Below are 23554 nucleotides of genomic sequence, written 5' to 3' on the forward strand. Positions count from 1 at the left end.
GTTGGTTACCTCAGATATGGTGTTAAATTATATGTTTTACAAAACTAAACTCCTAAAATTTACCTTTATCTTAAAAAAAATAGAGTAGTATTTTAATACAATTTTTAAAGTTTATTTGTTTTTGAGTTACTTAAAGGTAAAAAAAGGGGTAAATAATTAATTTACTTTAATAATTTGCTTGGGCTATAACCAAATTGCTTTTTAAAAACTTTACTAAAATAGAAGGGGTCATTAAACCCTATCATATCAGAAACTTCAGAAACATTATAGCGCTTAGTTTTTAAAAGTTGTGCAGACTTCTTTAACTGAATGGTCCTAATAAACTCATAAGGTGTTAAATCGGTAAGTTGCTTAATTTTTCTATATAATTTTGATGTACTCATCCCAACTTCTTCGGCAATAAAATTTGGCGACAACTTGGTAGAACTAATATTGTCTTCAATTATTTCTTTTATTTTAGACACCAAATCTATGTCTAATTGCGAGTGTGCTAATGTTAAAATATCGCCATCTACTTCTCCCAAAAAACGTTGCTTTAAACCAAAATGTAGTTTTATTATATTATCAATACGGGTTTTTAACAATGCGGGATCAAAAGGTTTTGTAAGATATCCATCTACGCCAATAGAGTAGCCTTTTATTCTGTTTTCATTTTCGGCCAATGCTGTGAGGAGTATTACAGCAATATGGCTTATATCATCGTCCGATTTTAAGGATTCAACAAACTCAAACCCATCCATAACAGGCATCATTACATCAACAACACATAATACCGGCTTCTCTTTTTTACATATCTCAAGGCCTTCTTGCCCATTTTTAGCTTCTAAAACCTTATAGTAAGTAGATAAATATTGTACTACATAATCTCTTAATTCGGTGTTATCTTCAATTACAAGAATCTTTTGTTTTACACTGGTTTCTGGTAAGGTACTTTCTACTACTAAAGACTCTCTAATTTCAAGTTGGTTATTAGTTTTACGCTCTTTAGGCTCTTTGTCTATGAGTTTAGAGTTAATAGCTTTAAAAAGTTCATCGTTGTTGTATGCGCTTTTATTTACTGGTATTTCCACGGTAAATACACTTCCACTTCCTAGCTTACTTTTAACTTTAATTTCTCCTTTATGAATGTCTACTAATGCTTTAACTAAAGATAGGCCTATTCCAGTTCCTGTATTCTCTATGGTCGTTCTAGCTTGATAAAACCTCTTAAATATTTTTTCATGGCTTTCATCTGAAATTCCAATACCATTATCACTTACTTCTAATATCAACATATTGGAATCATTATCTTTAAGTCCCAAAAACAAATCTACATTTCCATTTCTTTCCGTAAATTTTATAGCATTAGAAAGTAAGTTATACAGAATCTTACTAAACTTATCTATATCTATCCAACAAATAAATGCATCTTCACTTTCAATATTTAAACTTAAACTAATGTTTTTTTCTAGTGTCAATTCTTTAAAAGAATTGAATATACTTTTAACATGTTCGCTCACATCAGTTTTGGCTACTTTTAAATTTAGTTCACCCGTTTCGGCTCTTCTAAAATCTAAAATTTGATTTACTAACCTTAACAAACGGTTAGCGTTTTGATAAACCAAATTAGCTCTACTAAGTATATAATCGTCATTTTGATTATTTATTAACTGTTTAGCCGGCCCCAAAATAAGTGTTAAAGGTGTTCTTAATTCGTGCGAAATATTTGTAAAAAAACGGAGTTTATCGTTGTTTAATTTTTCGTCGCGCTCTCGCCTTACTTTTTCAAAGAGCAATTCTTGTTTTAAACGTCTTCGGTTTTTTAATTGACTATGCAAAAAATATGCCCCTATAGAGATAAGTATAAAGATAAAAATAAAAAAGAATGGAGAAAGCCAAAAAGGAGGCTGTACTTTAATTGCATAACTTGATATCTCACTTTCATACCCATTATTATTAGTTGCCTTTAATTTTAAATTATAGTCTCCTGGTGGTAAATTTGCATATTGTATAGAACGTGAACCACTGCTTGTTTTGTTCCAGTGCTTATCTAAACCGTCTAATTTATAATAAAACGTATTTTGGCGCTGGCTAACGTAAGAAGGCATAGAGAATTTAACCGTAAAATTTCTATTTTTATAATTTAATCGTATTTTTTTAGCGTAATTTATATCTTTATTTAACACAACAATATCCTCAAGTGTTTCTCCTGGCTTAATTTCGTTGTTACTAACCTTGAGTTCTGAAATTACTGGAGTTGGTGAATTGTTGTTCTCGTTAATATCTAAGGGATTAAATAGTATTATTTCTTTGTTGCCTCCAACGTAAATTTTGGTTCTATTAAAATGTAAAAACCCACGTTTATTGAACAAGTTTGAACGCACCCCATTTTTCACGTAAAATGTTTTATAATCGTTATTTCTTGGGTTGTATTTTACAATTTTGTTATAATTTAAGTTTAACCACATAATACCTAAACTATCCACCGCTATATCTGTTATCCAGTTATCTGCTAATTCTTTGGGCTCTGTTTGTAGTTTAAAATTATTGGTTACAGGGTCGTAATAGTTTAAACCTTCTCGAGTTCCTGCCCATAAACGACCACTATCATCAAAAAAAAGTTCTTTTACTTTGTTGTTGGATAAGCCATTTTCACCATCTTGGTGTACATACTGCTCTAAATTGTTGTCTTTCCTATTATACCTAAAAACACCCTCTTCTGTGGCTATCCAAAACAACTTTTGGTGTTCTAAATAGAGTATTTTATTAATATCCTTAAATTTTGGATTATTATTTTTTATAAAATCCTTTTCTCCCGTAATTAAATCAAACTTTACCAATCCTTCTCCTTGAGATCCCACTAAAAGTTCGTTGTTCGATATTTTATAAAAAGCAAATACAGGAGAGTTTACAAAACCTACATTAAATTTTCTTTCTTTATTATTCTTATAATCATATTCTACTACACCGCCGTCCCATAACCCAATATAAAAAACAATATTGTCTTTTGTATAAATACTACTAATTTCGCTGTAACTATCTAATAACTTTATAAAATCATCATGTTTCTTCAAAAACACACCTTGGGCTTGAGTTCCTATTAGAAGGTTATTATCAAATGTTTTAGCAAAAGAACTTATTATTGGGATTTGATTGTTTCCCGTAAAATTTAGTCCCAAAGATTTAAATTGGTTTTCGAAAGGATTCAGGCTTTCTAAACCATTTTCTGTACCTACCCAAAGCACTCCCGAAAAGTCAAAATATAAAGAAATAATGTAATTATTAACAAGCGAATTTGGATTGTTTAAGTCTGTTGTATATTGCCTAAAGTTACCTTTTACAAATTCTTCCATTGAAGGACATTCAATTATTCCGTTAGAAGTACCAAACCAATAACTACCATCCGGAGCTTTTGTAAAACACCTAAAATAGCTACTCATGGAGTTTGCTTCAGTGTCTTTAAATGTATTATCTATCTTATCTAATTTAAACAAACCTTCTCGGGTTCCTACAAAAACATTATACGCTTTATCTTCAAATATAAAATAGGCATTGGCATTTTTTTTAGTCTCATTATTGGGGTATAGGGTGTAATTTTGTAAATCTACTATTTTCCCGAAATCATCTATAAAAAAGCTATAAACTCCTTTTGTGAAACTTGTTACCCACATTCTACCGTCATGCGACTGGGTTATACCTCTTATATTATCAATTTCACCTAAATCGATATTGTAAAATTTATTAGTATTGGTATCTAAATAACATAATCCATTATTTAATGTTCCCACCCAAACCCTATGAGCTTCATCAATATATACAGATCGAACTCGATCATCCACCAACGCATGCTTATCTTTAGGGTTTGCACGAAACGTTTTAAAGCTGGATGTAGGAAGGTGATATGCAGTTAACCCATTATCTGTTGCAATCCACAAATTAGATTTTGCATCTGATACTATTTGTAAAATATCATTACTATTAAGTTGATCTGAAGCTTGCTCCTTGGCTGTAAACACTTTAAAATCGTAACCATCAAAACGGTTTACACCTCCAAACGTACCTAACCATAAAAAGCCTTTATCATCTTGAACAATACTTCTAACCGAATTATGAGATAAACCTTTGGTTTCATTAAAATGCTCAAAATACAACTCTTGTGCAATGCCATTTATGTAAAACATTGAAAGTAAAAAGTATAATATCTTATTTTTACACATAAAAAACAACTTTTATTAGTACAATATAGTTTTATTTTTATCTAAACGAATAACAAAACAATTGCTAGGTGCTCCATTTAAAAACTTACTAAATATAACACAAAATTGATAGAAGTCTTTTTGTCTATTAGAAGGTGTTTTTAAATGTTGGAATTTATCCTGAAACAGTTCAATGATTTGTTTGTAATTATCTAATCTTTTTTCTCCAATATCACTAAAAGCAAGCGCATCGGCAGAACGCAGTCGATATAAATCAAAAAGCATATCAAAACCTGTCCAAGTTTTAAATTCAGTATTATTTTTAGTATCCCCTGAAGCAAATTTCAGTAAATCCTCCCCTGTTGCTTCTACTAGAAAATCGGTAAAAGAAATATTCCAATCTTCTTTTAAAAACCGTAATCGCACCAATTCTTTTAAATGAAATTGCGTAAAATCTTTATAACTTTTAGCTTCTAAAATAGCGGAATCCCATACTGTTTTTGAATTACTTTTTTTCAGATGTTCATACTCTTGCTTGTATAGCGGAAATAACTCCCTAAATCTAAGAACACTATCTACTACAACAGTTTCTATTTTAAATGCTTTCGCTGTTACTGTTGCTATTTTATAGGCGGGAATATATGCTGCTAATGATGGAATTTGAACGTTTACCAAACTACCATTTTTAAAGGTTGCTATGCCCGTATCGTTAATATGCATGTGACCGCCAAAATGCACTTTTACACCAGCATTTATAAAAGCTTTTGCAACAACTTCTTTAGGTACTCTGTGCAATTGCATTTTAGTTTCTCCTAATAAATTTTGAATATGTTCTGAGGCACCATCGTTAAAATCTACAGTTGGATAATGACTAAAAACAATTAGTTTTTTATTTAACTTTTCTGCACGTTGTGTAACAGTTTTAATCCAATTTAACAAGTGTTTTTTATGCGTTAAAACATTATTATAACCAATACTAGCACTACTGTAATTTTTTGAATTCTTTGGCACATAAACATTCGCATCAATAGCTAAAAACCAAAGGCCATCCGTGGGTTCTACTAAATAACTTACATCTGGAATTTTGTTGCCAAAAGGCGGAATTTCATAATTTCTGTTCAATAAATCGGCCTGTTGTATTGCCTCATTAAATTGATAATTTGAATACGTATAATCTGAAAACGGTGTTTCCCAATACACATCTTTTTCCTTTGGAAAAAACCCAAAATCCTTTAATTCGGAAAGTATTTCTTTATACCCCAACTTAGCAATATCTTTGGTGAAAATGGGGTTTAATTCTTGATTTTCTTCAGCTTTAAACGCTTTTTCGGAACTAAAAATAGGTTGTTGTTTTCCGGCTTCTCCAAGAAAATCGTGTTTACCCGACTCTTGGTAAAAGGGGCGCACAGGGTCATGATTTCCTGTTGTAAGTATAAACTCGATATCATGCGCTTCTGAATACTTTTTTAATATCCGTTTTAATCCTTTTATGTTTAGCATTTGTCCGTCGTCACTAAAGTCTCCTGGTAGTACCACGTATTTTATGTTTCGAGATGCTACATCATCTAAAGCAGCTAAAAAAGCAAAATAGTTTTCGTTGAATAATCGCGTAGATTGCAGTTGCGATTGCATGGTTCTTGCCAAGGTATATTTGCCTGTTGCTGAATTTAAAACACCTTTATACTCATTATCTGAAAACGTGCCGTAAATATCTTGCAAATGCACATCTGCCATAAAAGCCACTTTAAAACTCTTATCTGTTTTTCCTTGCTTCTCATTACAAGAAAACAATAGCAAACCAATAAAAATGACACTAAGTCTTTTGAACATTTAGGTACTACATTTTAGTTTCTGGAGGAAATAAATACGATTTTTTCCATCCTCCAAAGTCGATTAAAATTTGGTCTATCATTACGCCAGCATCTACCATCCAAATTTTTAATTTGTGTTTTCCTGCTGTATTTACAATTTGCTTTACAGATTGTACGGATGCATTTTTTAATACATTTTGTTTCCAAGCATCACTTCTCCCAAAAGTTTGAAAATCGACTATAACAGGTTCTGCATCATCAATAGCTATGGCACAACGCACACCTGTTTTATTATTGGGTGCATGTGTTGGAATGGCTTGTAAAAACACATCAACCTCTCCAAAATTAAACGCATAAAAATCGTATTCTAAAATAGGGCTATTTTGTTTTATAGCTTCCAATTCTGTTTCAGAATTTGCTTTTCGTGGTAAAGCCACACTTACATTTCCGGTGTAACCTACACCATTAAAAGTAGTCCATTTTGCTTCTTTCCCATCAACTTTACGAGAAAAATTTTCTGCATTTATAGAAACAAATCCTTTGTCTTCAACAAAGCCCTTGTAATCTTCCAACTCCTTTAATTTTGGATTAAAAACAGACACCCCAATATGCGTTTTCTTTTCTTTTGAAATAAAATCTATTCCAGAATTTACTTTAAAACTTGGTGGAATAAGTTGATAATCGTGCCCCAAAGGTGCTTCTTTTTTGTTTTCTCCTTTCGGGACTTTATCCCAATCTATAGTTACCCAAATACGCTCTTCTAAATGGTTTTTATTCAGTATTCCTGATGTTTTCGAGATTATAATCCAATTTGCCTTAGGCACTGCTTCCCATTCCAATTCATCTTTTCCTTTTAAAAATAAATCGATGTAATACTTGTTTTTGGTGTATGCATTAAAAACGGGTAAAACATCGGCATAGGAGTTTATAACCGCATCATTTACTTCCATTTGATAGCTTTCTAAAGCCATACCCAAAGTACTCGTTTTTTCTTTTAAAGCTATTGTTGCCGTTGGTTCAGCAAACACAGGCAAGTGCCTTGGTGCCATTGTTATAATATGCTTCCACTTTCCATTTTGAAGCGTATTATTAAAATAGTCCGTTTCTTTTTGAATCGCTTTAAATGCATCAAAAGATTTTGTAGCAAAATCGCTAGCACTTTGTCTTCCTTGAGCTGCAACAAATTTATTTTTATAACTGTAAAGCCACTTAAGATTTAAATTTGATGCGCCTGTAATGGGATAATGAATTAGTTGGTAAAAGGCATCTTTTCTGTGTGTTGAAATATTCTTTTGAATTTTATTTACATCACTAATTAAATTTTGATGTGCTTGAATGCGCTTACCAACTTCATCTCCATAATGATATTGTGTCAACTCCGTTTCTCCTGATTTGGTAACCGGTTCTACACTACTCCAAGCCATAAATTCTGGCCTACGCTGAAAGGCCAATTGGTTATATTTAAACATCAAATTGGTAATAGCCTTTGCGTTTTCCTTTCCAAATGCATTAGCACTCCAATTTAGATGATGATTTTTAACTGAATCGTCATTTTTAAAAGTATCAATATTCCAAGCCATATCTAAAAACAACTCGATATTATATTCATGTGGTTTGATATCGCCACAATTCAGAATCCAAATATTTTGAGATCCAAACTCATAGGCTTTCGTCATTTCTTCCCACATTAAAACAGGATTTGTAGAATTTAACCATAGGTAATCGTGGGGTCTTCCCCAATACGAGGTATGGTAATAAACTCCTGCCCCTCCACTTCTTTTTTGTTCATCTTCATTACTCAATTGGCGCATGTATCCGTAATTATCATCGGTCCAAACCAAACTAACATCTTCGGGCAAGTCTAAACCACTTTGGTAATAATGCAACACCTCTTTATAAGGTACAAATGCCTGTGGTTTTGCGATTCCTCGCTTTGTATTGGCTCTAAGAATCTGGCGTTGATCGGCTATCACTTTTTCTAGAAGTTTTACTTGGGCATCGGTATCATCTTCGCCAACTATCATAGGTGAATCGTGTTCTCCACGCATTCCAACGGTATAAATACCTTCAAAATTTGCCGTTTCTTTTGCTCGTTTTTTAAATAGCGATTTTATGGATTCTGAATTCGTATCGTATCTATAATCGCCCATAGTTTCATGATGCCATTCTGCATTTATATTACACAGCATGGGTTCTGCATGCGAACTTCCAATAACTATGGCATAATTATCGGCAACTATTTTATTTTCTGGATAATGATAAAATGCCTTTGTACATTTATGCATTGCAGGCCAAATGGTATTGGCTCTTAAACGCAATAAAAGCTCAAATACTTTTGCATACGTTTTGGGGCCAATATCTCCCGTTTCTGGTTCGTAATTTAATGCGGCCCAACGTTGTAAGCCCCAATCTTCATCATTTAAAAAAATGCCTCGATATTTTACTGATGGCGCACCATAAATCTTGTTTTCTATGTTTAAAACTAATTCTTGTTGCTTTTCTGGATTAACATCTGCCCACCATTCCCACGGAGATACACCAATCATTCGAGATATTTCTAACAGTCCGTAGGCAGTTCCTCTTCGGTCTGAACCGATAATTACTAATGCTTTTTTTATTCCTTTTGAAGGGTTATTTATAACTTGAATGTTATATGTTTCCCATTTGCCTTTAATTTGAGAAACATCAATGTTATGTTTTGTAACCAATTGATTGATGCGTTTACTTTTCCCTAATGTACCTGCAATAATTTGATAGGATGCCTTATTTTGATGGATTGCAACTGTTTTTCCTGAAACTTTTTTTACATCGTTTGCTAAAATTTTAGAAGCAATTCTAACCACTTCTGCTTCTTTTTTATCAATGTGTATTGAAGCTATTTCTCCATTTTTTACCAGTGGGAATTGAATCGTATTTTGCCCCCATGAGGAAAGGCAAAACATTAAAAATAAGAGTTTAAAGAGTTTAGTCATTGTATTCTGTTACTTTTTTAATCCTTTCATAAGTGCCATCATCAAACTTCACTTCAAAATCAGATTCAAATAATGTTGATGGTTTATAATAATCGGTAGATATTACTTGCGCTCCCGATGCTTTTGCTTTTTCAAATTTGGTGTAATCGTTTGTTCTAGCTTCTTTAGTTCCTGCGTCGGCGCGCGTGCGCACCATATACCCTTTTGCAACTAACTGCTTTATATATTCAAAATCGGTAATGGGGTTATTTACAATTCTAAACGCAGCTTCAGGATTTCCTTCTTTACTATTCACAAAAAATACGCGGTTTTTTAGTGTGGTATCACCATTAATGTAAAGCTTGTTTTTTTGTTCTTTTTCATCTAAAACAAAAAGGAATTTTCCTTTACAGTCTTCTAATTTTGGCCAGCCGTTTTTTAAGACTGCTTCTTCCAAATTATTAAAATCTTTCCGCACGTCATCTGGCACTATCAAATCGTCTTTTGAAAAAACCGAACGTATTTCAGCATCTAATTCTTGATAGGCTTTGACTGAAAATGGCAGTGGTTTTGTTAACTGTGGTAGTGCTTTATCTTTCGTATTCATTAAGATGATAATTGGTGTATGTGTTGGGTTTTGATCCGACCATTGCTTCATCACGCTTAAACAATCTTTGAATAGCAAATGATGACTTCTAAAGTCGATATCTTGAATATGAAATAATTTAAATCCAGATGCTTCTAAAGTATTATCTTCATCATAAGGCATTGGAGTAACTCCAGATTGTTTTATAATTTCTAAACCTTTCGGATTCGAAAAACGACCACCTTTTGGGTCATAAAACACATCTAATTCTAAATGTCGTAAACCTAGATTTAGCTGTTCTTTAATACTAATATGCTCATATTCTAAAGATTTTGCTTTGCTAGAATCAATAGTTCCAATATAATTTAATAACGGTTTCTCTATTCCTATTTTATATGAATTATGACTTCCAATAACCTGAACATCATTCAGTTTTAAATGTGCTTGATTTGCACACCCAAAACAGATAACAATAATTAGACATAAAAGAGCCCGTTGTTTCATTTAAATAGATTTTAAAAGTTTCGGTTTTTCGTTGTATAGCTTTAAAATTAGCTCTCCAAATAAGGTATTCGCCCAAGCAAACCAAGACCTAGAGAATTTAGAAGCATCATCTTTATGAAAGGTTTCATGCATAAACCCTGAACCATTATGTGTATTCATCAATTGTTTGATACACCAAACTATTTCCTCATCATTATCACTTGTCATGGCTCTTAAAATAATGCCCATAGGCCAAATGGTATCTAAACCTGCATGTGGACCACCTTGCCCCTCGCCTGCTTTCCCTTTAAAATAATAAGGGTTATCATCACTTAACAAATAGGCTCTTGTATTTTTATAGACTTCGGAATCGTAAAACGCTTCATTCATCAAATATTTCATGGCGATTAATGACGGAATATTAGGGTCGTCTATACATACTTTATTCCCAAAACCATCTATTTCGTAGGCATATATTTTGCCATAGTGTAAATGCTCTGAAATGGCATATTTATTTACTGCTTGCAATACTTCGTTAGAAAATGAAGCACATTCTTTAGAAAACAAATCGTCTTTAAAAACTGTTTTATAAACCTCACTTAATTGTGCTAAAGACTCTACTGCAAACAGGTTTGATGGAATTAAAAAGGGGTACATCGTACCGTCATCAGATGGTCTAAATGCAGAACAAATGAGTCCTACTGGTTTTATTGGTCTGCCTTTTCCACTAAAAGGTGCTGTAACGTTTTTATTTCTTCTAACGCGTTCAAAATAATAGGGTGTTGTTCCGTTTTTGCGTTGTTCTGTTCTTAAGGTTTCTACTGCTAATCGCATGGCCTTATCCCAATCTGCATCAAAAACAGAAGTATCTCCAGTTTCTTTATAATATCCGTAAGCCAAACGAACGGCATAACATAAAGAATCTATTTCCCATTTACGTTCGTGAATACCTGACTGTGGCGTTGGTTTATCGTCTTTCCATTTTGTTGGTCTTGTAGTGTCTTTATAAAATGCATTGGCATAAGGGTCTAGCAACACGCATTTGGTTTGCCTATTTATTAAGCCTTTAAATAAATTTTTTAGTTTTTTATCTTTATGAACCAAAGGTAAATATGGCCAAACTTGAGCTGTAGAATCTCGTAACCACATGGCATCAATATCGCCTGTTATAACAAATGTATCTGGTTTACCATAAATAATTTCATAATCTACTGTGGTGTCTAAAGTGTTTGGAAAACAGTTTTCAAACATCCACGCCAATTCTTTATTATTGATACCTTTTTTTACATTTTTTATAGTTTTTTCAACAGCATCACTAACAAATGTTCTTTTAGAAGGAATGGGTCTGTTGGAAGGATACGCTTGAAAATTACGAGCTACTCCTAAAGCAGAACAGTTTAATGCTGTAAGTCCAGCAACACCCAAAGCACTTTGTTTTATAAATTTTCTTCTTGTTGTCATTTATTTAAGAATTAGCATCTAAAAATGGTACGAATAAAATTAAGGATTAGTTTCTAAGAAAATAGATATCATCCTACTACACTTTAATTATCTCTAGCTTCCATTTTCATGTTAAGCACACCACCACTTGTTATGTCTTTATGAAACAAGGTAAATTCTTTTAATGACTTACCATTAAAGGTCGCTTCTTTTACAAATACATTGGCTTCATTATTATCAGTGGCTAGAATTTCTAAGGTTTTTCCTGAATAATAATCGGGATGCAATTGAATGGAAATTTTATCGAAAATAGGGCTTCCAATTTGATATTCTGCATCTGCATCTGTTCCGCCATTTATTTGGAATAAACCAATTTTCATTAACACAGCAAGACTTCCCATTAAACCTTGGTCTTCGTCTCCATTATAACCTGTTGATGGTGCTAAACCTCCAAAAACGGTAGATGCTACTTTTCGAGACCAATACTGTGTTAAGTCTGGTCTGCCCAGTTTATGAAAAGCAAAAGCTGTTTGTATAGAGGGTTGATTACCATAGTTTATTGGAATCTTTCTATATTCTGGATGTAATTCTGATGCATGTGATGTCCCAGAGGTAAAGTTTAAAGTTTCTGCTTCTTCAAATTGAGTCTTCAATTTATCGGCAGCCACATCTTTTCCTCCCATTAATTCTCCTAATTCTGGAATATTATGAGGTACAAACCACGTGGATTGTGCGCCATTGGCTTCTATAAAACCTTCCTCATAATTGTAAGGACTATAGTCGGCTTGCCATTGTCCCTTTATATTTTTGGGTTGCATCCACCCTATTTTTTTATTGAATAGGTTCTGATAGTTTTTAGAACGCTTCATAAAATAATTGTAATCTGCTTTCTTGCCTAACTTTAATGCCAATTGGGCTAACGTCCAATCTTGATACGCATATTCTAAAGTTAAACCTGCACCATCTTGATGCCCTCCAAATTTACCTTCTGGATTTGGATGCGGCACAAAACCATTTTTTAAATAATATTTAAGACCACCTCCTTTTTGTGTTTTATGCTCATAGCCCGCCTTTTCCATAATACCATTTGGCATATGGTTTTTCTTTAGAGCTTCGTATACATATTCTAAATTATTTTTAAGAATACCTTTTTGAATGGCACTCACAAAAAATGGTGTGGACGAACTTCCCGTCATAACATAAGTGTAATTTCCTCCTGATGGACCTCTAGCAACTAAACCACCATCTTTATAATATTGTAATAAAGACCATGTAAATTCTTCATAAATTTCTGGATATACTAAGCCCCATAAAGTATTTATTGTCCATTGCGCGCCCCAAAAAGCATCTGAGTTATAGTGATTAAACTTAGGCGTACCATCTTCTTTTAAAGGCAATTCACCTATTCTAAAGCTTTTTCCTGTATTATCTGGATACGCACCATTTACATCGCTTATGGTTCGTCTTCCTTGAAGCGCATGCCACAAGTCTGTATAAAATCTCTTTTGTTGCTTTTCAGTATTCCCTTCAACTTTTATTCTACCTAAAAGGCTATTCCATTCGTCTTTTGAATCTGAAACTACAGCATTAAAATCCCAATGTTGTAATTCTGTTTTCATATTTAAACTGGCATTTTCTTCTGAGGTATATGAAATAGCAACTTTCATTAAAAGCGGCGTATTCAAATCCTTAAAATGCAACATGTAATTCCCTGTTTCTTCATCTTTTTGAAGATGATTTACAGACTGATTTAAAGCTATTTTAAAAAATACTTTTAAATCTTTTGGTCTCCTATGCGTTGGCGTAGCTACTACAGAGCCAACAAATTCTTTATCGTTAATTTGTTTTAACACGCCATTTGCATTATCGCTAGGCCCTAAAACGGTATTTAAATTTAATAGGATTCCTGATTCAGATTTTTCAGGAAATGTATATTTATGAAAACCGACACGTTTGGTACTTGTTAATTCTGTTTTAATATTAAAACGTTGAAGTTCTAAGCTATGATAACCTGGTTTTACCACTTCATTATCATGACTAAATTTTGAATAGAAATCGGTAAAAATGCTATTTTTATTTTCTTCGGAAAAGGTAACTGGCATTACAGAAACACCAGATATTTGCCAACCATGAATATGACTAAATCCCTTTATGGTATCTGTTTTATAACGATAACCACTACCCCAAGCACCTTCTATTTGGTTATCTGGACTTAAATTTACCATTCCAAAAGGACGGCATGCCGACGAAAAGAAAAACCATCTAGAATTTTCTGTATCTAGTTGAGGATAGACCATACTTGAAAAATCGACATCTTTATCAACTTCATCTGCGACTATTTGTTTACTATCATTTTTACAAGCAAAAACTGATAATAGTATAAACAATATAAAAAATTTATAATATCTCATTGGGTTTGTTTAATAATGGCAGTAGCCGGTTTCAATTCATCATCTTTTGTTACCTCATACGTTCCTTTTAATGCAAATTGTTTGTGATTAGTTTCTGGTAAAACCACATTTTCTATATTTAAAACGTTTACTTCATCAAATACAAATGCTGGTCTAAAATCTTTGTTTTCCAGTTTTAAATTTACATTTTTAAAAGTAATATCTTTTGCATAGCGAACATAGAACCCCCAAGCTGGAAGTTCTCCAAACATTGAAAACTCTGGATAATCCTTTATTTTATGAGGTACTTGTTCTAATCTACTTAAAGGCACATAAGCCATTCCTTTTGATGCTCTACCAGGATATGTAATATCTATATTTTCTATAATTACATTTTCTATATTGTGCCCAGGAATACCTACAATTGAAGAAGGAAAAGGGTTGTGGAAAAAATCGACCTCTGGTCCTCTTAAATCGTAATTTATATCTGGCCTTCCAAAAGGTATTTCAACCTTTATATCTTTTATATGTACATTTTTTATAATTCCCGGTTGCTCGCCACCTCTGTGACCTAAGCGAATAAAAATACCATTCCCTGTATTTTTAGCAACAATATTAGACACACTAATGTTTTCTATAGCACCACCGTCTACACTTTCAATAGCTATTGCAGAACGAAATGTATCAAAAACATTAATATTTTCGATAGTCACATTTTTAAATCCACCGTAAGAAGCTGTTCCAAACTTTAATGCACTTGCACTACTTTTAATTGTACAATTTGCAATATATATACTATCGTTATAATATTTTGGAAAGTACGATTTTAAACAAATGCCATCGTCAGCAGAATCTACATCGCAATTGGTTATTTGTACATTTTTACAATCGGTAATATCTATACCATCATTATTCCAAAAGGCTCTATTAACTATTTTAAGGTTATCCAATTTTAATTTTTCACATAACTCAAAAGAAAGTCCCCAACATGCTCCATTTTGCAGGTTTAAATCCAAGACATCTACATTTTTGCACATTGAAAATCTAAATAATTTAGGTCTTGCCGTTTCATTTGGACGCATACGCCGGTAATTATACTTTGGATCGATACGGTCTCCTGAATGGTGTAAACTATCTATCCTTAACGCCAAAGCTCTACCTTGTCCATCTATTTTACCTTTGCCGTAAATTTTAAAATTATTGGCTTTATAGGCTACTAAAAATGCCATATTTGAATAATCATCTCTCTTTGGAGATTCTGGTCGTTCTGGCATTGGTACATCTTTATAATCGTAAGGATTTGTGCTCCCTAATAAAACAGCACCTTCTTTTAAATACAAGCTTACATTAGATTTCATTACAAGACTACCAGAAAGGTATTCTCCTGTAGGAAATACTAAAGTACCACCATGGGCTTGATGAACTTTATCTATTAATTCTTGTAAAGCAACTGTATTTAATATTTTACTGTTACCAACTATACCATAATCTGTAACCAAATACTCTTTATTATTAGTCTTTTTTAGATACTCTTTTTTAACTTCACTTTGAGAGACATTTACAGGTGTTTCAGGAGCTTCTTTACATGACCAAAAAAATAAAATCAGTAAAAAAGCATATAAAACAGAAGTACTATATTTTGTCTTGTATGCCATGTTTAATTTTGTTTACCCCAGCCTTTATTGGGCGTATCTGTTAATTCAAATTGCAAAATGCCGCCTTTAGAAATTAAATTAAAGTCTATAATACTTGAGTTAATTTCTTCTCCATTCCATGTTACTTTTTGAATGTAAATATTTTTTGATGTTCTGCCGTTTGCAATTATTTGTAACGGTTTATCATTTGTTTTTATAGTAATTTTATCAAATTGTGGTGTAGTTAATGCCAACTGAGTACTTCCTGGGAAAACAGGATATAAACCCATTGTAGACCATACGTACCACGACGACATGGTGCCTGCATCATCATCCATCTCTTTAATATAACCATCGGGCGTATTACTAAAAATTTTACGCGTAATGGGTTGTTCTAATTTATGGTGTGTTCCGTACCAATTATTCGTTTCTTTGTTTAATAACTGGTCGACTAACCTTTGTGTTTTCCATGGCGAATTTGTGTAATTATACAAATACGGCACTTGAATATCGGGTTGATTACCTATGTTAAATAATTCGTTTTCAAAGAAATAATCTAATTGATTTTCAAATTCATCTTTACCACCTATCATGGTTTGAATTCCATTTATATCAAAAGGTACAAACCATCGGTATTGCCACAACGTGCCTTCGTATAATCCGTCTCCATGCATGATATCTGAATTTTCATCCATAGTTAAAAACTTGTCTTTCCAAAGGGTTTTATATTCAAAAGCTTTATCTCTATAAAATTTAGCATCTGCATTTTCTCCTAAAGCCTTAGAAATTTCTGAAAGTGCCCATAAATCATAACTCGATTCTAGTACATTATCTGGCGATTTAAACGGTAAATGTTCAGCTTCTGCTTTCATTTCTTCATAAATATCAGATAATGGAAATGGCAAAATTCCTTTTTGATATGCATCTAGCACAATAGCTATGGTATGCTCTGTTCTAATGGTTAAAAAAGGTTCTGTTTCTGTTGCCCAATCAGGTTTTCCTTGTTTGTACAATGCTTTTAAAGACGTTAACATGTCTTTATATCTATTTGGATATAAAAATGAAAATAAAGGAAGTTTTGTTCTAAACGTATCCCATACAGACCAACCGTGATAATGCGATGAATTAGATTTGTATGGATTACCATCACTACCTCTAAACACTCCATTTTTATCATTTATAATAAATGGCGATTGTGTTGCGTGGTACAAATGTGTATAGAATAATTCCTTTAGTGTATCATTTTCTGTCTCTACATGAACAACATCCATAAGATTGTTCCATGATGTAAATGCTTGCTCTTTAACTTCAGAAAAACTTAATTTTTCTGATAATTTTAAATTTTGAATGGCACTGTTTTCATCAACAACCGACAAAGCACATCGTAATAAAACTTCTTGATTCTTATTAGTTGAAAACTTAAAAATTAATTTAGAATTATCTTCAGTTACTTCTGACACTTCATGATTAAAATTAATGGCATAGTAAAATGTGTATTTACCTTTTCTGCAAACATTAACGCTTGTTATTTTACCACTAATGATACCGTTTTCTATATGATAACTATGAGATACGTGACCTGCATAACTACTTGCTAAATCTATAATAAGTCCAGCATTTTTAGATTCTGGAAATGTATATTGATGAAATGCGACTTGCCTATTTGCAGTAAGTTGCGTTTTTACACCGTTGCTTAAGTTCACTGAATAATATCCAGCTTTAGCTTTTTCACTTTCTTTTGAATATGCTAGACCTTTAGGAATTGAATCTCCTTTTGCAATAACAAAAGGTAATACTCTTAAATTTCCTCCTACACCTCTACATCCAACACCAGAAAATCTGGTATTTGAAAAACCAATGATTTCTTCTGCACTGTAATCGTACCCAGAATGTGCTATTGGATTTGTATCTGGACTTGGTTTTACCATTCCGAAAGGAACACTGGCAGCAACATCTGTTTGTCCGTGGTCGTTAGCGGTAGAAATAAATGGATTAATATAACTAGTTACAGGTATTTCAACAAATTCTTTAGATTGCTTATTGCAGCCTAAAAGTGATAATACTAAACTAATAATTATACATAAACAGAGAAACTTTCTCATAAACAAGAATTAAAATAAAGGCAGGAGGGCTATGCAACCTGCCTTTTAACTAAATGGTTTGAACTAGTCTAAAAACTAGTACTTAGGATTTTGCTCTAAACTTCCGTCTGAAAGCTCTATTTCCTGGGAAGGAATTGGCCTAACAGTGTGCTTTTCTGGATCGAATGATCCATGATCGATAAAATGTGGATTATACATTAAAACACGTTCTTGAAGTTTACCTGTACGTTTTAAAACATTCCATCTGTTGGATTCACCTGCCAGTTCTAAGGCTCTTTCGTTTAATATATCATCAATAGTTAAATTTGTATAATGATTTTGTACTCCAGTTGCACGTTCCCTAACCCTATTAATATGTGGTAAAGCAGCAGTAACGTTATCTGCTCCTAAATAGGCCTCGGCCGCAATTAAATGTGTTTCGGCTAAACGAAATACAAAAACGTCTCTGTAGCCATTTCCGTCTTGAGCACGTTCATCAAACTTGGCGAATATTGGAAAGTTAACATTATTTAAATTGTTTGAATATTGATATAACGCACCTGACACATTATCTGCAACATCAAAACCATAATCAGAGGGTTGGAAAACCCAGTAACGATTTAACTTATCTTGCAACTCTGTCTGTGGTAAAGCAGTTTTAGGATAATATACTACAGTATCACCAACAGTTATATTTTCTACACCATTTTCGGATATTGATGAATTAACAGTTGCATAAAGTACTCTGTGCAGTGTAACTTCATCTCGCGAATCATTATCTTCAAATAAACTATAGAAAAAATCTGTTGGCATTCCTAAAAATGAAGGTTCTCCATAAGGATTAGCTGTACGGGAAATCCCTGCGTAATTATGAGCCACATTCATAAAAATACCGTTTTTATCATTACTTCTATTATTAACACCTTCAGATCCATACTGTATAGAGAATAACACTTCAGGATTTATTTGGTTATCAAAATCGAATACCTGAGCGTAGCTTTGGCTTCTTATATCATAACTTCCTATTGCTGTTTCTGCTAGTTGCGCCGCTGTTTCAAAATCTTGAGTTGTTCCAAAATTTGTATAACCCTTTGTTAAATAAACATCTGCCAACAAATGCTGAGCTGCACGCCTTGAAAACCGTCCAAACTCCGCTGGCGTAGTTTCTAAAACAGGTATAGCGTCTTCTAAGTCTTTTATAATTTGATTAAAAGTTTCTTCTTCTGAAGAACGAGCATAATCATACCTAATTTCCGAAACCTCATCTAAATAAATCACCACTCCTCCGTACTGTTGTACGAGATTAAAGTATGCTAAAGCTCTAAGGGCTTTGGCTTGGGCTATACCCAAATCTCTTTGTCCAACTAAGGCTGGCTCCCATGAAATTTGATTTTCATACCTATTGATAGCGATATTAGCGGCACTAACCACGGAATAGTTACTATACCAAGGTCCGGCTCCATCTGCAGATGCAATATTAGTATACTCATTTAAATTATTTATACTAAAAAGCTGGCCGTTTTGCGTGAAAATGTCGGTACCAAAAAAAGCTTCACTATAAAACGTATATGGTTCTCGTACTGCTGTATATACGGCATTAACTAATTCTATCGCATTATCGGATGTGTAATAATTTTCGGCTGTTACTGCCGACTTATTTTCTTCTTCAAGATAACTATCGCAAGCTACAAAGCTGGTTGATAAACCTATAGCGATAACTATATATTTTAACTTATTTTGAATTTTCATTTTTTTACTTTTTTAGAATCTAACTTTTATACCAAAAATTGCTGTTTGAACAGAATAAGCCATTCCGTAAGAGTTTTGTAGTCCTGTTTCAGGATCGGGCCCTTGGTAATCCGTAAATATGAACGGGTTCTTTATATCTAGCGATAATTTCAAATAACTTAAGTGTAATTTGTTAGCTAATAACGAAGGAAATGAATAGCCTAAACCTATGTTTCCAACTTTTACGAAAGACATATCTTCAAAAAACCACTCGTTAGCTTGACCGTTGGAAAGTGCTGCACCTGGTAATGGATATTTACCGTTTTGGTTATTTGGTGTCCAGTAATCTAAATCTATTTTATTAAATGTCGCATTATCTGGATTATGAGTCGCAAAGTTTTGATAAAATTCTGAGTGACCAAACACACCTTGCCTTGTATAAATCATTACATTTAAATCCCAATTTTTATAACTAAAATTATTAGTCATACCTCCAATCCAATCTGGCGCATGATTACCAATTACCACCCGATCTTGCTCATTAATAAGGTTATCTTCATTTTGGTCTTTAAACTTATACATACCAGGAACTGCGTTATAAACAGCAGCTTCTGCAGCTTCATTTATTTGCCATATACCTAATTTCTCGAAAGAGTACATAGCATCTATAGGTTGACCGACCTCTAACACACCATGTCTTCCATAGGGCTGCTTTTCAATATCACCATCTAATGCTAACAATTCGTTTTCATTACGTGCATAATTTAAACTTGTCTGCCATTTAAAATTTCCTGTATCTACATTTACCGTTGTTAAAGATAGCTCTATACCTTTGTTTCTTACCGAACCAAAATTACCTACAGTACCAGAAAACGAGGTTAACCCCATAAGGTTTCTATTTAAAATAGCATCTACGGTTTTCTTATTGTAATACTCTGCCTCTGCTCTTATTCGCCCTTTAAAAAAGCTAGCGTTAATACCTATATTAAGCTCCTTTGAGCGTTCCCAAGTTAACTCATCATTTACTAAATTACCTAGAGTATTACCTAAAGCATAAGCATCTCCAAATTGATAATCTACTTGACGAAGTGTTGCTTGAGAAGCATAGGCACCAACAGAGTTATAATTTCCAGACTCTCCATAACTAACTCTAAACTTTAGATTAGAAATCCAGCTAACATCTTTCATGAAATTTTCTTCAGAAACTTTCCAAGCTAAGGCTGCAGAAGGGAAAAAAGCCCATTTATGGCCATCGGCTAATTTTGAAGCCCCATCATATCTTCCTGTAAAAGTTATTAGGTATTTATCAAAAAGACTATAATTAACTCTAGCCGCAAAAGAAGAAACGGTTTCTTTACTAAACCTAGTGCCGTAGTTCCTCACATCAGAACCTGCTTCAGTATTATAGAATCCAAATAAATCTGAACTTACATTTCTAGATTGGATTGCAGACCCTTCAAAATCTTCATAACTTATAGCTGCAATTAATGTGGTATTTAAACTATGATTCTCATTAAAATCAAAATTAATATCGGCAGTATTATCCCAGTTATAACTTCTACCAAATCCGGAATTATAAACTGCTCTAGTTCTAGATTGATCATTTCTAGCTGCTTTAGTTAACAACCCTCTGTACTCGCCCCCACGTCCATTTGAAAACGAAGGTGCAAAGTTAGTTTTAAGTTTTAACCATTCTATTGGTTGGTATTCCAAAAATGCGTTAGCAATAAAACTAGTGTTTCGTTGGTTAGTTGTCCAAGATCCATCAACTTCATACAACGGGTTTATAAAACGCACATCCTGTCCATCGGGTATAAGTTTTATAGTCCCATCTTCATTAAATGGTTTTACCGTTGGTGCCAACCTCATAGAACTTCTAAAAAGTTCTAAAGACCCCCCTTCTCTTTCTGTAGAAGTAAAATATCCTTTTACTCCTAAAGTAAATTTATTTTTAAACTTTTTAGTTAAGGACAACGACACGTTAGAGCGCTCAAAATCTTCAATCCCCATTAATCCTTTATCACTCGTGTAACCTAAAGTAGCGTTATAAATCAATCCATCCGATCCACCAGAAAAACCAAGTGTATGCGACGTTTGGAGTTGCATTTCTTGCCTAAGTAGCTTTCTCCAATTGGTATAATCTCTATTTGCTACATTTTCTCGTTCACTAATACCAATAAATTCATTGTCGGTATCAATAGATAAATTATTAAAATCTTCAACTGTAGCTGTTCCATCAGTCCATTCCCCAACCCATTGTTCACCTCTTAAAACATCACTAACAAAAGCTACATACTCGTCCCCATTAAACATATCGGGTTCATTTACAACATTATTAACTCCAAAAGTAGCATCGTATGTTACTTGTGTTTTACCTTCAATACCAGATTTTGTAGTAACTATAACAACACCATTGGCACCTCGCGAACCATAAATTGCCGTTGCAGAGGCATCTTTTAATACATCTATTTTTTCAATATCAGCTGGGTTAAGAAAACTAAGATCTCCAACAAAAATACCATCAACAACATATAAAGGTCTAGATAAATCTGCTCCTAAATCGTCGCTTACACCATCATTTCCTACATTAGCATTTCTAATAACTGTATTTCCACGAATTTTGATAGACAACGGTGACCCTGGTTTAGAGTTTACACGTCTTACATCCACACCTGCCATTCGTCCTTGCACGGCTTCTGCAACATCGGTTTTTTTCGCCTCAGTTATAGCTTCAGAATCCAAAGAAACTACTGCTCCTGTTGCATCACTCTTTTTCACCGAGCCGTACCCAACAACTACAACTTCTTCTAAACTCTGAGTATCTTCGCTTAGTCTAATTGTATATTGACGGGCTCCGTTTAAACTAACATCTTTGGTTACAAAACCAATATACGATACAGTAATTGTACCATTAATATTGGACACATTAAGGTTAAAATTGCCATCAAAATCTGTAACGACCCCATTACTTGTCCCTTTATCAAGTACATTTGCTCCCGGAAGTGGTATGCCTTGGCTATCTACAACCACTCCTGAAATTTGATTTGATTGAGCTCTTGATGTAAAAGAAAAACCTAAGAGCAAAACCAACAATAGTAATTTAGTTTGTTTCATTATTTTAAAAGTTTGGTTAATAAAATTTTGTTAAAATTACATTTTTAATATCCGAATGACCTAGAAAATCGTCTCAACCTCATGTAATTTTCATGCTATAACACTTAAATTAAATACAATAAATTAAGACAATTAACTTTTTAATTTATTTTAGAAACAAGAAAGTTAATTCTCTTTTTTACCACCTATTTTACAGACAATTGAACAGATTTTACATGCTAACTTTCTATTTACAGATTAACTTTGGATTTACCACTAAAGCAAAAAAAAATGGACATTCGAGAAAACTATAAAAACCCATTAAAGGATATTGATGATTGGGAAGAAAACCTAAAAGAAAGGTATCCAGAACACAATATCTCTAAAAAAGAAAAAGAAGAATTTAGAAACTACATTGACTCAGACCGTGCTAAAACGGTTCGAGAATTTTACAGATTAAATCACATAAATCAAACGTATGATTTTGTTAGTAAAAAAGAGACGGAGTTTTTAAAATTCAACAAAAAAGAAATGTCGCTTTGGGAAGCAGTTGATTTTTTAAACACATTAGTAGATGATAGCGACCCAGACATCGATTTAGACCAATTACAACATCTTTTACAGACCTCAGAAGCTATTCGTGCCGATGGACACCCCGATTGGTTTGTTCTTACTGGTTTTTTACACGACATAGGTAAAGTCTTATGTCTGTTTGGCGAACCTCAATGGGCCGTAGTTGGAGATACATTTCCTGTTGGCTGCAAGTTTTCAGACAAAATAGTTTATCCTGATTTTTTTGCAGAAAACCCAGATAATTCAAACCCAAAATACAACACAAAATATGGAGTGTATAGCCCAAACTGTGGATTAAAAAATGTTAAAATGAGTTGGGGACACGACGAATATTTATACCAAATACTTAAGGACTACCTTCCTGAGCCTGCTCTTTATATAATTAGGTACCACTCGTTTTATGCCCAACATCGAGAAGACGCATATACTCATTTAATGGATAGCAAAGACATTGAAATGTTTGAATGGGTTAAAAAATTCAACCCATACGATTTATATACAAAGGCCCCCGTAAAACCAGATGTTAAAGCTTTAAAACCTTATTACAAAGCCTTGGTAAAAAAGTACCTACCAGAGTTATTAAAATTTTAATATCTTTTTATTTAGCCA

Annotated in this window: 11 protein-coding genes; 1 reads left to right on the forward strand and 10 read right to left on the reverse strand. The window is 33.2% G+C overall.

Annotated features, from left to right (window positions below):
- Positions 1–161: 161 nt before the first annotated feature.
- The 10 genes from BMY96_RS00045 to BMY96_RS00090 form a co-directional block, all read right to left on the reverse strand.
- Positions 162–4196, reverse strand: coding sequence for a hybrid sensor histidine kinase/response regulator transcription factor (locus BMY96_RS00045; RefSeq protein WP_092847502.1), 4035 nt, complete (start codon positions 4194–4196; stop codon positions 162–164).
- Positions 4197–4211: 15 nt separating this feature from the next.
- Positions 4212–6005: a metallophosphoesterase family protein gene (locus BMY96_RS00050; RefSeq protein WP_092847505.1), complete on the reverse strand. Its 1794-nt coding sequence runs from the start codon at positions 6003–6005 to the stop codon at positions 4212–4214.
- Positions 6006–6012: 7 nt separating this feature from the next.
- Positions 6013–8928, reverse strand: coding sequence for a glycosyl hydrolase 115 family protein (locus tag BMY96_RS00055; RefSeq protein WP_175473481.1), 2916 nt, complete (start codon positions 8926–8928; stop codon positions 6013–6015).
- Between the two features lie 22 nt (positions 8929–8950).
- The gene (locus BMY96_RS00060; RefSeq protein ID WP_092847510.1) at positions 8951–10027 is read right to left on the reverse strand and encodes a phosphatidylinositol-specific phospholipase C1-like protein; all 1077 of its coding nucleotides are present in this window, start codon (positions 10025–10027) and stop codon (positions 8951–8953) included.
- Complete coding sequence (locus BMY96_RS00065; protein WP_092847514.1) at positions 10028–11467, reverse strand: glycoside hydrolase family 125 protein; 1440 nt, start codon at positions 11465–11467, stop codon at positions 10028–10030. It lies immediately after the preceding gene.
- Between the two features lie 83 nt (positions 11468–11550).
- Positions 11551–13857, reverse strand: coding sequence for a GH92 family glycosyl hydrolase (locus BMY96_RS00070; RefSeq protein WP_092847516.1), 2307 nt, complete (start codon positions 13855–13857; stop codon positions 11551–11553).
- Positions 13854–15491 (reverse strand): glycoside hydrolase family 28 protein, encoded by a 1638-nt coding sequence (locus BMY96_RS00075; RefSeq protein WP_092847519.1) that lies wholly within the window; start codon positions 15489–15491, stop codon positions 13854–13856. The genes BMY96_RS00070 and BMY96_RS00075 overlap by 4 nt, the downstream gene beginning before the upstream one ends.
- A gap of 2 nt (positions 15492–15493) precedes the next feature.
- On the reverse strand, positions 15494–17572 hold the full coding sequence (locus BMY96_RS00080; RefSeq protein WP_092847521.1) for a GH92 family glycosyl hydrolase: 2079 nt from the start codon (positions 17570–17572) through the stop codon (positions 15494–15496).
- A gap of 75 nt (positions 17573–17647) precedes the next feature.
- The gene (locus BMY96_RS00085) at positions 17648–19300 is read right to left on the reverse strand and encodes a RagB/SusD family nutrient uptake outer membrane protein (RefSeq protein WP_092847524.1); all 1653 of its coding nucleotides are present in this window, start codon (positions 19298–19300) and stop codon (positions 17648–17650) included.
- Between the two features lie 12 nt (positions 19301–19312).
- Positions 19313–22393 (reverse strand): SusC/RagA family TonB-linked outer membrane protein, encoded by a 3081-nt coding sequence (locus tag BMY96_RS00090; protein WP_092847527.1) that lies wholly within the window; start codon positions 22391–22393, stop codon positions 19313–19315.
- A gap of 270 nt (positions 22394–22663) precedes the next feature.
- Between BMY96_RS00090 and BMY96_RS00095 the strand changes: the two genes are divergently transcribed.
- Positions 22664–23536: an inositol oxygenase family protein gene (locus tag BMY96_RS00095; protein WP_092848728.1), complete on the forward strand. Its 873-nt coding sequence runs from the start codon at positions 22664–22666 to the stop codon at positions 23534–23536.
- The last annotated feature ends 18 nt before the right edge of the window (positions 23537–23554 follow it).

This window comes from Algibacter pectinivorans (genome assembly GCF_900112595.1).
In the GTDB taxonomy this organism is placed as follows: Bacteria; Bacteroidota; Bacteroidia; order Flavobacteriales; family Flavobacteriaceae; genus Algibacter_B; species Algibacter_B pectinivorans.

Coding starts and splice junctions, on each gene's coding strand:
- BMY96_RS00045 (WP_092847502.1), bottom strand. CDS start 4,196: ATGTGTAAAAATAAGATATTATACTTTTTACTTTCAATGTTTTACATA.
- BMY96_RS00050 (WP_092847505.1), bottom strand. CDS start 6,005: ATGTTCAAAAGACTTAGTGTCATTTTTATTGGTTTGCTATTGTTTTCT.
- BMY96_RS00055 (WP_175473481.1), bottom strand. CDS start 8,928: ATGTTTTGCCTTTCCTCATGGGGGCAAAATACGATTCAATTCCCACTG.
- BMY96_RS00060 (WP_092847510.1), bottom strand. CDS start 10,027: ATGAAACAACGGGCTCTTTTATGTCTAATTATTGTTATCTGTTTTGGG.
- BMY96_RS00065 (WP_092847514.1), bottom strand. CDS start 11,467: ATGACAACAAGAAGAAAATTTATAAAACAAAGTGCTTTGGGTGTTGCT.
- BMY96_RS00070 (WP_092847516.1), bottom strand. CDS start 13,857: ATGAGATATTATAAATTTTTTATATTGTTTATACTATTATCAGTTTTT.
- BMY96_RS00075 (WP_092847519.1), bottom strand. CDS start 15,491: ATGGCATACAAGACAAAATATAGTACTTCTGTTTTATATGCTTTTTTA.
- BMY96_RS00080 (WP_092847521.1), bottom strand. CDS start 17,572: ATGAGAAAGTTTCTCTGTTTATGTATAATTATTAGTTTAGTATTATCA.
- BMY96_RS00085 (WP_092847524.1), bottom strand. CDS start 19,300: ATGAAAATTCAAAATAAGTTAAAATATATAGTTATCGCTATAGGTTTA.
- BMY96_RS00090 (WP_092847527.1), bottom strand. CDS start 22,393: ATGAAACAAACTAAATTACTATTGTTGGTTTTGCTCTTAGGTTTTTCT.
- BMY96_RS00095 (WP_092848728.1), top strand. CDS start 22,664: ATGGACATTCGAGAAAACTATAAAAACCCATTAAAGGATATTGATGAT.